The organism is Mesorhizobium sp. RSR565B, assembly GCF_054719465.1.
In genome coordinates this window covers 4,006,940-4,023,088 of the sequence record NZ_JBTTIE010000001.1, presented here as the reverse complement: position 1 = coordinate 4,023,088, position 16,149 = coordinate 4,006,940, and the positions used below count along the sequence as shown (strand labels likewise).

Genomic DNA, 16,149 nt, shown 5'->3' with positions numbered 1-16,149 from the left:
GCACCTACGATCATAGGGAAGATCTGAATGGCTTCAGTCGAAATCAACAACGTGCTGAAATCCTACGCCGGGCACGCCGTGCTGCACGGCGTCTCGGTCAAGATCCCGGACGGTCAGTTCGTCGTACTGGTCGGACCCTCGGGCTGCGGCAAGTCCACGCTGCTGCGCATGATCGCCGGACTGGAGGATATTTCGGGCGGCACGATCAGCATCGGCGACAAGGTCGTCAACGACCTGCCGCCAAAGAAGCGCGACATCTCCATGGTGTTCCAGAACTATGCGCTCTACCCGCATATGACGGTCGCCGAGAACATGGCGTTCTCGATGACGCTGGCCAAAGCGCCGAAGGCGGAAAAAAACGAGCGGGTGGCCAAGGCGGCGGAAATCCTTGGCCTGACCCAGCTGCTCGATCGCTATCCGCGCCAGCTGTCAGGCGGCCAGCGCCAGCGCGTCGCCATGGGCCGCTCCATCGTGCGCAACCCGCAGGTGTTCCTGTTCGACGAGCCGCTATCGAACCTGGATGCCAAATTGCGCGTGGCCATGCGCGCCGAGATCAAGGCGCTGCATCAACGCCTGCGCACCACCACGGTCTACGTCACGCACGACCAGGTCGAAGCTATGACCATGGCCGACCAGATCGTCGTGTTGAATGACGGGAGGGTGGAGCAGATCGGCAGCCCGCTCGAGCTTTACGATCATCCGGCCAATCTGTTCGTCGCGACCTTCATCGGCTCGCCGTCGATGAACATCATAGATGGCGTCGTGACGCGAAACAACGGCGCGCCGGCGGTGCGAACCAACGACGGCACGCTTTTGCCGGTCGCGCCGGGCTTCAGCGCGGCGGAGGGGAAGCAGGTGCGTTACGGCTTAAGGCCCGAACATCTCAGGATCCCTCTCTCGGGCAAGGGTATTGCCGCATCGATTGACGTGGTCGAGCCAACAGGCTCCGAAACACAGGTTCATTTGAGGATCGCCGGCACGCCGGCGGTCGCCGTGTTTCGTGAGAGAATCAGTGCCCGCCCCGGCGAGATTCTCTTTGTAGAGCCTGACATCGCCAAGGTGAGCCTGTTCGACGCCGAGACCAGTCAAGCTTTGCATCGACGATAACGGGGTCTCGCCTGGCCGGATGCATTGTCTCGAATCGAAAGAGCGTGTCGCGATTGATCGGCCTCACATCACGCAGTTTTGTAGACGTCTGCATTTCTGCTGGCTCGACATGTGCCAGATATACGGCGAGCCTCTCAGAGTGTCGAAAATTCTGGGCGTCTTCCTTCAAAGCCGCGCCTTGAGTTTCGAGTTAGCCATTTCGCCATGTGCCGCTTTGGCCAGTTGTGTGGCGCCGTCCTTCCTGTCGAAGCCTCATCGTCAAGCGACAGCTCGAGAGCGAGTTGCTCGATACCGAGCTGCGGGATCAGAGCGGTCAGCTTGATCAATGCGACGGACTCCTGACAGGTGGAACTCCAGGACGAAAGGCTGTCTATGTAAAGTGGCGTTTGTCCTGCAAGGCTGGGATCGGGCTGCGGCTCATTCGCAGCAAACCAATAAAGATGGACGCTCCGGCAGATTGACAGTAGGGTCGTGCTCGACTCCGGGTTTCGCGGGCCAATCTCTTTCTGTGACAAGGGCTCATTCTCCTAGCAATAAGAAGCTTGATGGCCGAGGATTCCGAGTACGCCTTGGAGGTGCTTCGCGAAGGGGCGGAGTTCACGCTCTACCGCGGCAAAGAGGTCGGCAACCAGACACCGATTCTAGCGGTGTCGGTCGCTGGTGAGCAGCCGTCACTTCAGAGTATTCGGCGGCTCGAACACGAATACGCGCTGGCGAGCGGACTTGATGCAGCATGGGCCGCCCGGCCCCTCGCCATTGCTCGCCACCAAGGACGAATGCTCCTCATCCTTGAGGATTCAGGCGGTGAACCCCTGGACCAAGCAATAGAGGAGCACAAAGGACTCCCCATCGATTTATCCCACTTGCTGCGTATTGCCATTGGTTTGGCAGTGGCGCTTGGTCAAGTCCACAAGCAAGGGCTCATCCATAAGGACATCAAGCCGGCGAACGCACTTGTAGACGACCGCGGTCGCGTTTGGCTTACAGGCTTTGGGGTTGCGTCTCGGCTTCCGCGGGAGCGTCAGCAGCCTGAAGCGCCCCAATTCATCGCCGGATCGCTTCCGTACATGGCTCCTGAACAGACGGGGCGTATGAACCGTTCTATCGATTCCCGGAGCGATCTCTATTCTCTCGGGGTCACGCTGTACGAAATCTTGACCAGCCGGCTCCCATTCACCGCTTCTGATCCGATGGAATGGGTGCACTGCCATATTGCGAGGCGTGCTGTCTCGCCCACTGAAAGTATAAGCGAAATTCCTCAGGTACTCTCGTCAATCGTGATGAAGCTTCTCCTGAAGACGGCCGAGGAACGCTATCAGACCGCGGGGGGGGTCGAGGCCGACCTGCGTCGGTGCCTAATGGAATGGCAGCTACATGGTCGCATCGAACCATTCCCACTAGCCGCCCACGACACATCGGGCCAGTTGATGATCCCGGAGCAGCTCTATGGGCGCGAAAGCGAGATCGAATCTCTGCTCGCGTCGTTCGATCGGGTAGTGGTCGAAGGCACCTCCGAACTCGTATTGATATCCGGCTATTCCGGTGTCGGCAAATCCTCAGTGGTGAACGAGTTACATAAGGTCATCGTCCCGTCGCGGGGACTTTTCGCTGCAGGCAAGTTCGACCAGTACAAGCGCGATAGCCCATACGCAACTCTGGCACAGGCCTTCCAGACCCTGGTCCGTCAGATTCTCGTTGAGAGCGAAGGGGAAGTGGATCGCTGGCGGCGTATCTTGTCAGAGGCGGTCGGTGTGGACGGACAGCTGATCGTCAACCTCGTTCCCGAACTGGAGTTCATCATCGGGAAACAACCGTCCGTTTCCGACCTGCCGTCCCAAGAGGCGCAAAACCGATTTAAGGCTGTGTTCCGTCGCTTCCTTGGCGCGTTTGCGACGCCGGAGCACCCGCTCGCGCTGTTCCTGGATGATCTGCAATGGCTGGACGCAGCCACACTCGACCTTATCGGGCACCTGATCACGCATTCGGAGGTGCGCAACCTTCTGCTGGTTGGCGCCTATCGAGACGACGAGGTCGGGCCCGCTCACCTGCTTTTGCATATGCTGGATACGATCAAAAAAACTGATGCGAGGGTGGGTGAGATAAAGCTGGGTCCCCTCGGGTCCGACGAGATCAGCCAGTTTACCGCGAGTGCAATCCGCTGTGATATCGAGCGTGCGCGGCCTTTGTCGGAGCTGGTTCAGGAGAAAACCGGGGGAAATCCATTCTTTGCAATCCAGTTTTTGACGGAATTGGCCGACGAGGGATTGCTCACATTTGATCCTGTTGCGCGAGCTTGGCATTGGGAAATCGATCTCATACACGCCAAGGGCTATACCGATAATGTGGTGGATCTCATGGTGGAGAAGCTGAAGCGACTTTCTCCCCTGACCCAAGACGTGTTGAAACAGCTCGCCTGTCTTGGCCACGCCACCGACGTCGCCATCCTGACTCTGGTTCAGAAAGAGACAGAGGAAGCAATGCACGAGACGCTCCGGGAAGCTGTTTATGCAGGTCTCATCGATCAGCAGGATGGCGCGTACAGGTTTCTGCATGATCGAATTCAACAGGCGGTTTATTCGCTTATCCCCGACGGACATCGAGTTGACGCCCACCTGCTCGTCGGCCGCACGCTTCTGGCGAACATGACGGATGACCAGCTCGCCGAGCACCTATTCGATGTCGCCGGCCAGCTCAATCGGGGCGCTGGACAACTGATTAAACCGCAGGAGAAATCCCAGTTAGCGACGCTCAACCTGCGCGCAGGGAGAAAGGCCAAAGCGTCCGCTGCCTATGTGTCCGCATCCGTGTATCTAGCGGCCGGCATGACCATGCTCGACAAAACAAGCTGGAACAAACAATACGAACTGACATTCGGCCTCTGGTTAGAACGTGCGGAATGCGAATTCTTGAGCGGCAACTTCGAAGAAGCTGAGCAATTGATAATTGATTTGCTGCAACGCGCGGCGTCGAAAGTCGACCTGGCGACCACCTATCGTCTGAAAGTCCTGCTCCACACTCTGAAATCGGAAAATGCCCAAGCCGTCGACAGCGCACTCTCGTGCCTGCGCCTGTTCGGCATTGACATCTCGGCGCACCCGACTGAGGCGCAAGTCCAGGCGGAATACGAAACGGTCTGGCAAACTCTTGGCGGACAGCCGATCGAAAACTTGATTGATCTGCCAATGATGACGGATCCAGAAATGCTGGCCGCGATGGATGTGCTGTCAGTGCTCCTCTCCCCTGCTAACCATACCGACTTCAATTTGTGGTCGTTGCTCGCGTGCCGGATAGCGAAGATGACAATGCAGCACGGAACCTGCGGCGCATCGGCCCATGGCTATGCCGATCTCGGCCAAATCCTGGGACCAGTATTTGGCCGTTACGGCGACGGTTATCGATTCGCTGAGCTCGCCTGCGAGCTTGTCAATAAGCAAGGTTTCGTCGCCTACCGGGGGAAGGCCTACCATGCGAAAGGCGTTGTCGCCGTCTGGACACAACCGATCGCAACCTCGATAAATTTTCTTGAGACGGCCTTTCGTATAGCAAACGACACCGGTGATCTGACTGTCGCCTGCTACTGCATGGACAAGTCGATAACGAATTTTCTGACGCGGAACGACCCGCTCGACGCAGTGTGGCGGGAGTCGGAAAGGGCCCTGGATTTTGTCCGGAAAGCTCGGTTCCATGACGTCGCTACCGTGATCGAGGCCCAGCAACGCTTCGTAGCGACCATGCAGGGCCGGTCCTTAACTTTCTCTACCTTCAGCGATGCGCAATTTGACGAAGCGGATTTCGAGGCGCAGATCATGGCTGACGGGACGGCCACGGCGACCTGCCTGTACTGGATCTTGAAGTTACAAGCCCGGTTCTTGTCGGGCGACTACGTCGAGGCGCTCGCATCGGCCGAGACAGCGAAAGAATTGCTTTGGGCTGCACCGGTTCATTTCCAGAAGCTCGACTATGTTTACTATACCGCGCTGACCGTGACTGCTCTCTATGAGAGCGCTTCGGTCGGCGAGAAGGGAGCTTGGCATGATCTCCTGGCGCTGCACCTGGAGCAACTCAGAGAGTGGGCTGCAAATTACCCACCGACCTTCGGCGACAAGCACGCACTTGTTTCCGCGGAGCTCGCCCGTATCGAAGGACGGGATGCTGAAGCCATGCGGCTCTACGAGGAGGCAATTTCCTCTGCTCGCGATCAAGGGTTCGTGCAGAACGAAGGCCTTGCCTATGAGTTGGCCGCGAGGTTTTACAATGCGCGCGGCTCAAAGATTTCCGCCATTGCCCATTTAGGTCATGCTCGGCGATGTTATGTCCGCTGGGGCGCCGACGGCAAGGCGCGGCAGCTAGACCGGCTTTATCCGCACCTGACCGCTCCGGAAGTGCAAGGTCGTGACGCGGGCATTGGCTCCCGGGTTCAACATCTCGACGCAGAGAGTGTCATAGCAGCCTCTCAGGCTTTGTCTGGAGAGATCGAGCTGCCCAAGTTAATCAAGCGGCTGATGAGGACCTTGATCGAGAACGCGGGCGCGGATCGCGGCCTTTTGATCCTGCCGTCAGGGGGTGAATATCTGATCCATGCGGAAGCGCGGGCGGCCGGAAATCAGATCGAAGTCACATTAAATCAAGAGCCGATCACGTCAATCACGTGTCCAGAATCCCTTGTGCGCTACGTCATCCGCACACGGGAAAGCGTCATTCTCGATGATGCCTCCAAACCTAACCTGTTCTCCGTGGACGGGTATCTGCACCATCAACTATCAAAGTCAATCCTGTGCGTACCGCTGATCAAACAGGGAGAGTTGACAGGAATTGTCCTCCTGGAAAACGCGCTGACCTCACACGCGTTCACGCCGGGACGAATCGGGGTCCTGGAACTGCTTGCGGCGCAAGCAGCGATCTCGCTTGAAAACACACGCTTGTATAGCGATCTCCAAGAGCGGGAGGCAAAGGTTCGGCGTCTTGTCGACTCCAATATCATCGGAATATGTATTTTCGATCTCGACGGTCGCATCATGGAAGCCAACGAGGCCTTTCTCCAAATCGTGGGATATAGCCGCGGCGATGTTGCTTCGGGCTCGTTGCGTTGGACCTCCTTGACACCCGCCGAATGGAGCTGGGCGGACGAACGAGCATTCGCGGACATGGCTTCTACTGGAACCTGCAGACCGTACGAGAAGGATCTTCTTCGGAAAGACGACAATCTCGTGCCCGTGCTTGTGGGTGGGGCGACCTTCGACGAACTCGGACATCAGGGCGTCGCATTCGTTGTAGATCTGACGGAGCGAAAACGCGCCGAGGCCGAGCTGGTGCACGCGAACCGCGTAGCGACAATGGGCCAACTCGCAGCCTCCATTGTTCACGAAGTCAATCAACCTATAGCTGCCACGCTGACGAATGCTGGAACCGCGATGCGCTTTCTCGCTCGTCAGCCGCCAGATTTGGATGGGGCCAAGCACGCCATCGATCGCATTATGAGAGACGGTAAGAGGACCGCTGATATTGTAAGCCGTATTCGTGACTTCTCCAAAAATGCCCCTGCCCGGAAGGAAAATTTGGAAATCAACGAAACAATTTTGGAAATTTCGGCACTAGCCCGTATCCCAATGTCAGAGAGAGGCGTCGTGGCGAAGATGCAACTGGCAGAGGGGTTGCCGCGCATTTTGGGGGACAGAGTCCAATTACAACAGGTGATCCTGAATTTGATCATGAACGCCATCGAAGCCATGAGCGAGGTTGGGCAGGTACTGCGCGAATTGTCGATCAGCACCAGCAAGGTTGACTCAGACGGCGTCCTTGTCGCGGTCAGCGATACGGGTCCGGGTCTATCTCAGGCCAATCCTGAGAGTATTTTCGAGGCGTTTTACACGACCAAGTCCAGTGGGTTGGGGATGGGATTGCCGATCTGCCGCACGATCGTGGAAGCGCATGGCGGCAGGCTATGGGCAACTCCGAACAAACCTCATGGCGCCGTGTTTAACGTTATGCTGCCAATTGAAAAATCGCCGTAGCGCATTTGTTGCCGTCATATCGAACGCTCGGCAGGAGTCTATGGGCCAAACTGCTAGAAGAAGCAAAATCCGCCAGGTTGTTGGTGACATCATTATGAAATGCGTCCTTTCCCCGCACGCACGACGCATCTAGCATCGTGAGTGCGTCCTCATGGAAGATCGGGAATCGTATTTTTGGTTACTGCCTGGCATGACTTCTCTCCTCAACAGGCACGACAAAATGGAAGATTACTCCTCGAGTTTGGACCATAGTTGCCCATAGTTTTCCACCATGCGCCTCAATAATTGAGCGGCAAATCGAGAGCCCCATGCCGAGCCCGTCAGCCTTGGTCGTATAGAACGCTCCAAAAATGCGTTCGAGGTTTGCGGGATCGATGCCTGGTCCCGAGTCTTGCACCGATACATGGACTTCACCGGAGCCCGTGACCGCAGAGCTCACTCGGATTTCTCCTGCAGTGTCGCCGGTCCCCTTGATGGCATCAAGAGCGTTCATAATGAGGTTGAGAACGACCTGCTGCAGCTGGACTCGATCGCCCAAGATCAGCGGCAGCCTCTCGTTGAGCCGCATTTCGATTGAAACGCCACTTTTGATGGCTTCGCCATGTGTAAGGCTGATGGTCTCAAGGATGACTTCGTTTATATCCAAAATCGATTTTAGCGAGGGTGCCTTTTTAACAAGTGTACGGATCCGACTGAACACCTGCCCAGCGCGGGTGCCATCGCGGACAACTCGTGCGATCGCTTTTTGAGCTTCAGGAACGTTTGGCGCTTCGCCCAGCCATAGTAACGCCGTCTCCGCGCTGACAACCACACCTGAGATAGGTTGGCTCAGTTCGTGGGCGATCGAGGCCGCCAGATGTCCCATTGTGGTTACACGGTTTACGTGTGCGAGCGCCAGCTTGGTTTCGTGATATCGACGTTCACTTTCGCGCGCTTTTTCCTCGGCTAGTTGCCGATCCGTCAGATCGACGACGAATGCAACGCCCTCGGTTGACCGCATGTCGAAGAGTGCCGCACCGATCAAGACAGGAACGCGGGTGCCATCTTTTTTGACGTAGGCTCCCTCGAATGACGTCGCGGCGCCAGTAGCGCGCATTTCGTCCATAATGCGATCATCTTGCGGATCCCATTCATCGGGCATCAGGCTCTTCCAGCGCAGTGAGCCAGACTCGAGATCCTCACGTCGATATCCGATGATCCGCAAGAACGCATCATTCGCATCGGTGATTCTACCATTAAGATCCCAAGTGAATATCCCGATGATGTTGGCGTTGAACAGCCGCTGAACACGCGCCTCGCGTTCTTGCAGATCGCTGTAGAGACGCGTGTTCTCCAAAGAAATCGCCGCCTGGGTTCCCAAGAGTTCCAGGAGTGTTATGCGATCGGACGTGAAGGCGTGCGATGCCAAGGTGTTCTCAAGGTAAAGCATTCCGCCCAGAACCCCCTGACGAACCAGCGGAAGGCAGAGAACCGATCGCGGGTTGCGAAAAGTCATATATGGGTCGACTGAAAAGAGATGCTGCTTGGTTGCGTCATCGAGAATTACCGCTTCTTGCGTCCTCATGACGTAGCGAAGGATGGTTTCGGGAGCCACCAGTTCTGTGGAGTGGCCATATTGCAGGACGATGCCGTCGCCGACTATTCGAGCTTCAGCTTCGACCACGTAATCGTCCTGACGCGGTAGGATAAGCAGTCCTCGGTCAGCGCCCGCACTCTGCAAGGCGATCGTCATCAACTGCTCGACGAGTCGTGGCAACAGAATTTCGCTTGATAGAGCCTGAGAAGCCTTCAGAACGGCGGCGAGATCGAGGTGTTTGGCAGGCGTCGCCCCGTCGCTGCTTCCGACGTATCGGTTGACGATATTTAATCTGAGATGGTCAGCCTCTAACTGTCTTACCTTGCCCAGTGCGCCCCATCTCAAATAGCCGTCGCGGGCTTTTGAAAGATACATTTCTGCGATGTCTTCAAACCCCCTGGCGGAGTAAAACCGCGCGGCTGTCTCATAGGCGATCGCTTCATTGTGGAAAAACCCATTGACACGGGCGGAGCGAATTGCCTGTTCATACAGCTGCTCCGCCTCTAGATAGCGGCCTTCGAGCCGCGCTAACTCTGCACCAACCAGCGCAGCTCTGTTTTCAAAATTCTCTGGACAATTCTCAGCCCACAGCTCGAGCTGTCTGTGATGCGCCACGAGTGTCCGACAGTGGTCCTCGAGCGCACCTGGCCTCTTGGAGAAGTGCGATGTTGGATCGGCGGATTTCGCCAGGACTGGATTGCAGAAAGCAGCAAGAGAAAGCGCCGCGTAGAAATGATATTCCGCTGTCTCAAACATCGCAGCGGATGTCCAAAGCAACTCACGGGCTCTTGCCGCGCAGGCTAATGCAGTAGAATATTCCCCGGCAAAGAAGCGGACCTGAAGCTTCCTAATCCAATACCAACATTCGGGTTGTTTAGTTGCAGAGTTGGCCGCGTAGCGCCGTTCGAGCTCAAACTCGCTCACCTGCCCATCATCGAAACTGCCAAATTTGTAAGTCAGTCCCCGCAAACATCGTATAACACCCATTTGCGCCTTCATGAGATCGATTATGTGGTCGTATTTCGCTCGCACGGCGAGCTCCAAACCTCGCTCCGCCTGACGCTGTGTCTCTTCAAGCGGATCACCCGCCGCTAAGAAATTCGTGTTAAGGTTATCGAAACTATACACGGTGAACGTGAGGTCGCCAGCCTCCTTCGCCGTTTCAAATGCCCGCCAAATAAGCGCTCGACTAACGCTGACATGTCGGGTCCACGTTAATGAAAACTGCGCAAACCAGAGATAGGCACGGGCGCGAAATCGCTCCAGGCCCGGCCTGTCCACCAATTCATAACCGAGATGACCGAACGCGAACCCAGCTTTGTAATCGCCGAACTGGGGCCCGGCTATTTTGCCGAAAAAGACGTAGGCAACACAGGAGCCGTCGCCGTGCCCTTCGTCCAGGCTCAGATTAATTGCGCGGCAGATGGCAAGCGAAAGCAGATTTGCATCGGTGAAAAGCGCCGACGGAAAGATCCTCGTGAGCACGTCTAGTGTGCCGAGGGAAACAGCGTCTTTCATCAACGGCAAATCGACCAGTTCTTGAACCGTCCGATCGCCGATCCGCTTCCAAATCTTGCCGTATTCGCGCTTCACCTGAGTTCGCGTCGGATGCGGTGACCAGTTCACTCCCAAGTGACCCAGATACTCGATGCAGATGTCAACGGCTTTGTCGCATTGATCGAGGGTCGTATACAAATCAATGCGCAGGCAAGCGACAGTCGCTCTCTCAAGCGTACTTCCTGCTCGGACAGAGAGCGTAGTGAGGCGTTCTTCGGCAGCCCATTTCTGACCGATAAGAAAATCGCATTCAGCCTGATAGAACTCAAGGGCAAACGCGAGTTCATGGCGATCTACCCAAGCTTGGGCTCCCAAAAGTGATGCGCCGGTAGCGAAATAATTGAGTGCTGGAAGAAAGGCGGCCGACGCCCTAGCTCGCCTGCCTGCAATCAGGTTGAACTCGGCGAGTTGTTCCTGCTCTTCCTTCAAGAAGATAAGTGCAGTGCCGCGGTTGAGCTGATTGACGATATCGAAAATCAACTCATCTCGCATTGAAGAGGGCGTGTTCAAGACCAGCACTCTACCGATGTGGAGATGCATCTCGATCCGTTTGTCGTGCGGGATCAGCGAATAGGCAGCTTCGTGTATTCGGTCATGAATAAATCTGTAGCTATCGTCACTCTTCTCGATGAAATTCCGCCGAACGGCATCCCAAAGCGCTGCATGGACGTGATCCTCCGACCTCGAGAGGACCGTCGCAAGCATCGCGGTGGAAGCGGCGGTCCCAAGACAAGCCAATTGGAGCAGTGCAGATTGCGTAACTGTTGACAGCTGGGCAAGCTTGCCCACCATCAGTTCAACCACATTTTCGGTGTATAATTTGCTTCGAATGCCTTCAGGATCCCAAGTCCAAGCTCCTATTGTCCGATCGAATTCAACTACGCCTTCATCGACAAGGGCAGACAGGAACTGCATTACAAAAAAAGGATTACCAGCGGTCTTTTCAAAAAGAATTCTAGCTAGAGCGACAGCGCGAGCCCGAACGCAATGAAACGCGTCCATCACCAGCTCTTCAAGATGTTTTCGGCTGAGAGGCGTCAGCTTAGTCTTTTCGACTTTCAGGCCCGTGCTTTGAATGGCCTCCAACTTGCGGGGGAGCGGGTGATCCAAATCGACTTCGTTGTCCCGGTAAGCGCCGATCACCAGCAGGTAGCGAAGCTCAGAACGGGTCATCAGATCTTCGAGGAGGTCGAGCGATGCCGCATCGACCCAATGCAAATCATCTAGGAACAGTACCAGCGGATGCTCTTCCGTTGCGAACACGCCGACAAAGCCTCGGAAGGCTATTTGGAAAGCCTGCTGCGCCTGCTGCAGCGGAAGATCCGGAGCAGGCGGTTGCTCCCCGATAACCAGCTTCAGTTCGGGCATGAGTTCGACTAGATGCTGTCCTTGTGACCCTACGGCCTCGCGCAATGCCCTGCGCCAGCCTGCCAGTTCCGAGTCGCCCTTGCCTAAGAAGCTGCGGATCAATCGCTGAAATGCCTGAGCGACCGTTGCGTACGGAATATCGCGCTTTTCCTGTTCGAACTTGCCGGAAGCAAAGAGGCCGCGAGACGATAATATGGCCTTATTCATCTCGTTCACGACGGAGGATTTTCCGATCCCGGAATACCCAGAGATAATCACCAGTTCCGTTGCCCCAGTCGTCGCGACGCGACCATAGGCATTTAGCAGGGACGCAATTTGGATATCTCTTCCGTAGAGCTTCTCTGGCATCATTAGTCGATCAGGCGTGTCACGGGCGCCTATGGTAAATGGGACGATCTTCCCTGCCGCTTGCCACTGCGACAGGCAACGTTGGAGATCATGCTCGACGCCAGTGGCGGTCTGGTAGCGTTCGTCGGCTGTCTTCGCGAGCAGTTTTGTGACTATATCGGAGATCGGGCCTGGTATATTCGCCACTCTTTCACACAGCGGCGCCGGAGTCCTGGCAATGTGGCAATGAATCAGTTCGAGGGGGTCGGACGTGGTGAATGGCAACACGCCCGCCAACATTTCGTAGAACACCACTCCGAGCGAGTAGAGATCGCTACGCGAGTCGATCGAGCGGTTCATTCGTCCGGTTTGCTCAGGTGCCATGTACGCAAGCGTTCCTGCGATGAACTCTGGTGGGCTAAGTGCCTGACGCTCACGCGGCAGTCGGGAGGCATGGCCAAACCCCGTCAGACACACTCGCTCAGATATCTGGTTCACCAGAATATGTATCGGCTTCAGATCCTTATGGACCAAGCCTCGTTGATGTGCATGGCTTAGGGCCGCTGCAGTGCTTATACCCAGTCGAAGGAACTGAGGTATCGACATCGGTTTACCGATATGGCGGTCAAGTGTTTCGCCACCGGGATCTTCCAATATCAGTATCGTTCTATCGCGGTCTGGAACGAGCTCTATGGGACGGGCAGACCAAGCACTGTCGAGATGGTCCTTGAGTTCGAACTCATGCGCGATCTGAGCGATGCTCGTCGGACGTGGGTGCACTGTGGTCAACCTGAGCGCAAGCACATTGCGCGGCGGCTGATCACCATAAGCCATTAGCTCTCGATGGAGCGCGCGCTCGCCGTCCTTCCACAGAACTTCAGGACCACTTTCGCGCGCAAAAAGCGAGATCTGCGGCTCCATCCATCACGCTCCACGGTTTTTCCAATTGGATATTGCGGAGGAGCGTTTCACAAAGAAACCGTGCTGACTAGGCTCCACTCGCCACCGGGCGACTGTTCGGCGACTGGCAGGCGAGCCTAGTTTGTCCAAATGCGGTAAAATGAAAAAAGGACACCAATCCCCGTGGCCGCTTCTTGGTACACGGCAAGGGAACTTCAGCGAGTTCTGGCGAACAATATGCCAATGTCATTGCGCGAGCGGTTGATCCTCACCTGGCTCCCTTCTCCGTCGCTAGACAGTGCCCTCTGATTTGCAAAAAAATGGGGTTTGGTACATTTACTACGAATGCCGAAAATACGCGGCTCGCCGCGATGAGCGGGTCGGCGCGCCAGAAGAGCGTAAGGGATGCACCAGAGGGAAAGATCATGTTCAACAAGGTTGCAATGATAGCCATCGCACTTGCGTGCGTCTCCAGCGTCGAAGGCGTCGCCATCGCCAAGCCAAACTTCATAATGGTGACCCATTCCCCGCCGTCCGATACGTATTGGTCGGGCGTTATCAAAGGCCTAGAGCAGGCAGGCAACGACCTTGGCGTGAATGTGCAGTATCGCGGCATCGAAAACAATCTAAACGACCCGAACCAGCAGCGCCGGAATCTTGAAGCCGCCATAGCCGCAAAACCTGACGGTATTATCGTGTCCGATCCAACGCCCGCTTCATTAAACGAGAGTATCAAGAAAGCGTCGGAAGCCGGCATTCCAGTAATTATCGTTAATCAGGGAGGCGACCAGGTGGCCGATGTCGGCGCGCTTGCGTTCGTTGGCGATGACCCGGGTAGACAGGGCGCGGTGGGCGCAGCGCAGTTCAATGCTCTCGGCTCGAAACACGCGCTGATTATCACCGCCCCTATTGGCGCATTGCCCTTCCTTGATGCGCGTACCAACGGGTTCAAGGCGGCATTTGCTGGAACTTCAGCTTTGGCCGAGATCCCGCTCACCGATTTCAACAATTCAAACCGGATCAAGACGATTACCGAATCGCAACTGCAAAAAGACCCCTCGATAGACGCCGTATTCTCTATCGGTGGATGTTGCATCGCGGCAATGACCCAGGTCCGCACCGACATAGGTGAGCGCGGAAAGGCGATGCATTGGGGCACGATCGATCTAACAGCAGGCGCCGTTTCGTCCCTCAAGGCGCACCAACTAGATTTCGCCCTTGATGCGCAACAGTACGCTCAAGGCTACTATCCGGTGATAATGCTGGCGCTGTATATTCGCCAAGCCATTCAACCAGCCGAGCCAGTGCTCGTGACCGGGCCCGTCGTTATCACTCCGAACAACGTCAACAGACTTGAGGCTTCCGCTCGCTAGGAGTAACCAGAATCCAGGGCTGGAGGCGCTGCATGTCGTTTGATACTAAGGCGCCACCATGGGAATCCTGAGCGCCAAGCGCATTGCTTCAGTGTTGGCCCGTCCAGAATTGACCGCCGTCGCCGGGACGGTAATCGTTTTTGTCTTCTTTGCCGTTTTCACAGGCGAGGCAGGGTTTCTGACACTGCCGATGACACGCAACTATCTGGAGGTCGCGGCGGAAATCGGCATTATTGCCGCACCGGTCACGCTCCTGATGGTAGCGGGCGAGTTCGACCTCTCTGTTGGATCTATGGTGGCGGCAGCCGAGTCGATTTTAGGCTACCTTTTAGTTGAATGTGGGTGGCCACTTTCAGCAGCTTTGGCCGTCACCATCTCGGCGGCAGCAGTTGTCGGAATAATCAACGGCCTCCTTGTCGTGACAACCAGGTTGCCCTCTTTCATAATAACGTTGGCGATGCTGTTCATTCTGCGCGGTGCTGCACAAGGCGGCTTACGGATGTTGATTGGCACAAGCACGGTGGATGGCGTTCGAGACGTGACGGCCGGGGACGCGTCGGCGGCATTGTTTGCATCCTCGATCGGTCCGTTTTCCATTTCGCTGTGCTGGTGGGTTCTCATAACAATCTTAGCGGCGTGGGTCCTGGAAAAGACCGCTTTCGGCAATTGGATCTATGCCACCGGCGGAGATTCGCGGACCGCTGTGCGGCTGGGTATCCCGGTCAAAAAGGTCAAAATCCTACTCTATGTGACGGTGGCGGTTTCAGCATCGTTAGTTGCCGCACTGGATATCTTTGCCATAAACCAAAGCAATGCCAACGCAGCGGTCGGGCGCGAATTCGAGGTGGTCACGGCTGCGGTCATCGGCGGTGCGCTCCTGACCGGCGGCTACGGGTCGCCAATCGGATCCCTTTTCGGAGCCCTGCTCTTTGGCATGGTCGACCAAGGCTTCTTCTTCACGCCGCTTCCCGATGTCTGGTTCATGACATTTCTTGGTCTCATGCTTCTGATAGCGGTGCTTATCAATAACTACACTCGATTAAAGGCGATGAAACCGGAGGGTGCGGCTCATAAAAGATGACCCTTACCTTGAGGCTGTCTGCGTCTCGAAATCGTACCAGAATGTTGCAGCGTTGGTTGACGTGAGCCTCTCCGTCCGGCCGGGGGAAGTGGTTTGCCTGCTAGGTGACAACGGAGCCGGCAAGTCTACGCTGATTGAAATCCTATGTGGCGTGGCAAAGCCCGACAACGGGACTGTACGCGTATCAGGGGTTGGAGTGCGTCTGGGGTCGCCGAGCGACGCTCTAGACATGGGCATTGCAACAGTCTTCCAAGACCTTGCCTTGGTGTCGATCATGTCCGTGTATCGCAATTTCTTTCTCGGGCGAGAGCCACGGATTGGCTGGGGACCGTTCCAGCGATTTGATTCCCGCAGCGCTATCGCGATGACCGAGGAAGCGCTGCGTGATCTAGGCGTCAGCTCGGCCGCCGTGCGTAGGTCGATCAACACCCTCTCGGGCGGTCAACGTCAGTGCGTCGCGATCGCTCGAGCCGTACATTTTGGCGCTCGCATTCTCATTCTCGATGAACCGACGTCGGCTCTTGGAGTGAATCAGGCCGAGATCGTCCTAGGCTACATACAGAAGGCGAAGGAGGCGGGAATCGGCGTGATCTTGGTTACGCATAACGCTCAGCACGCGTACTCGATCGGAGATACGTTCGTAGTGCTGTTTCTCGGGCGCCAACTCGGAACGTTCAAGAGGTCTGACCTTACGGAAAACCAGCTGATGAGGCTGATGGCGGGCAAAATTGATGAAGCAAACGGCGCATTGGAGCGGAACGCTGGTTGAAGACCCAGCGATCGCAGTCATCAGGCTACCTTCCAAAGTCATTTTTGCCGACGAAGCCTTCTAAGCACAAGATAGCATCC

The 16,149-nt window shown here is 56.2% G+C and carries 6 protein-coding genes; 5 read left to right on the top strand and 1 reads right to left on the bottom strand.

Annotated features, from left to right (window positions below; all coding sequences use genetic code 11):
• The first annotated feature begins 27 nt into the window (after positions 1 to 27).
• Together ACYG9R_RS19490 and ACYG9R_RS19485 are read left to right on the top strand one after the other, a co-directional pair.
• Positions 28 to 1,107, top strand: coding sequence for an ABC transporter ATP-binding protein (locus ACYG9R_RS19490; RefSeq protein ID WP_023734891.1), 1,080 nt, complete (start codon positions 28 to 30; stop codon positions 1,105 to 1,107).
• Between the two features lie 545 nt (positions 1,108 to 1,652).
• Positions 1,653 to 7,118, top strand: a complete 5,466-nt coding sequence (locus ACYG9R_RS19485) for an ATP-binding sensor histidine kinase (RefSeq protein ID WP_023734892.1) — start codon at positions 1,653 to 1,655, stop codon at positions 7,116 to 7,118.
• 178 nt (positions 7,119 to 7,296) lie between these two features.
• Here the strand turns inward: ACYG9R_RS19485 and ACYG9R_RS19480 are convergent, their stop codons facing one another.
• Positions 7,297 to 12,867 (bottom strand): trifunctional serine/threonine-protein kinase/ATP-binding protein/sensor histidine kinase, encoded by a 5,571-nt coding sequence (locus tag ACYG9R_RS19480; RefSeq protein WP_023734893.1) that lies wholly within the window; start codon positions 12,865 to 12,867, stop codon positions 7,297 to 7,299.
• Positions 12,868 to 13,271: 404 nt separating this feature from the next.
• Here ACYG9R_RS19480 and ACYG9R_RS19475 point away from each other — a divergent pair, with 404 nt between their 5' ends.
• Genes ACYG9R_RS19475 through ACYG9R_RS19465 form a run of 3 tightly spaced genes read left to right on the top strand, consistent with a single transcriptional unit; the run spans position 13,272 to position 16,069 of the window.
• Positions 13,272 to 14,219 carry a sugar ABC transporter substrate-binding protein gene (locus ACYG9R_RS19475; protein ID WP_196813636.1) on the top strand — a complete coding sequence of 316 codons (948 nt, stop codon included), beginning with the start codon at positions 13,272 to 13,274 and terminating at the stop codon, positions 14,217 to 14,219.
• 58 nt (positions 14,220 to 14,277) lie between these two features.
• A complete protein-coding gene (locus ACYG9R_RS19470) occupies positions 14,278 to 15,300 on the top strand; it encodes an ABC transporter permease (protein ID WP_031199895.1) in 1,023 nt (340 codons plus the stop codon).
• On the top strand, positions 15,290 to 16,069 hold the full coding sequence (locus ACYG9R_RS19465) for an ATP-binding cassette domain-containing protein (protein ID WP_031247018.1): 780 nt from the start codon (positions 15,290 to 15,292) through the stop codon (positions 16,067 to 16,069). The genes ACYG9R_RS19470 and ACYG9R_RS19465 overlap by 11 nt, the downstream gene beginning before the upstream one ends.
• Positions 16,070 to 16,149 lie beyond the last annotated feature (80 nt).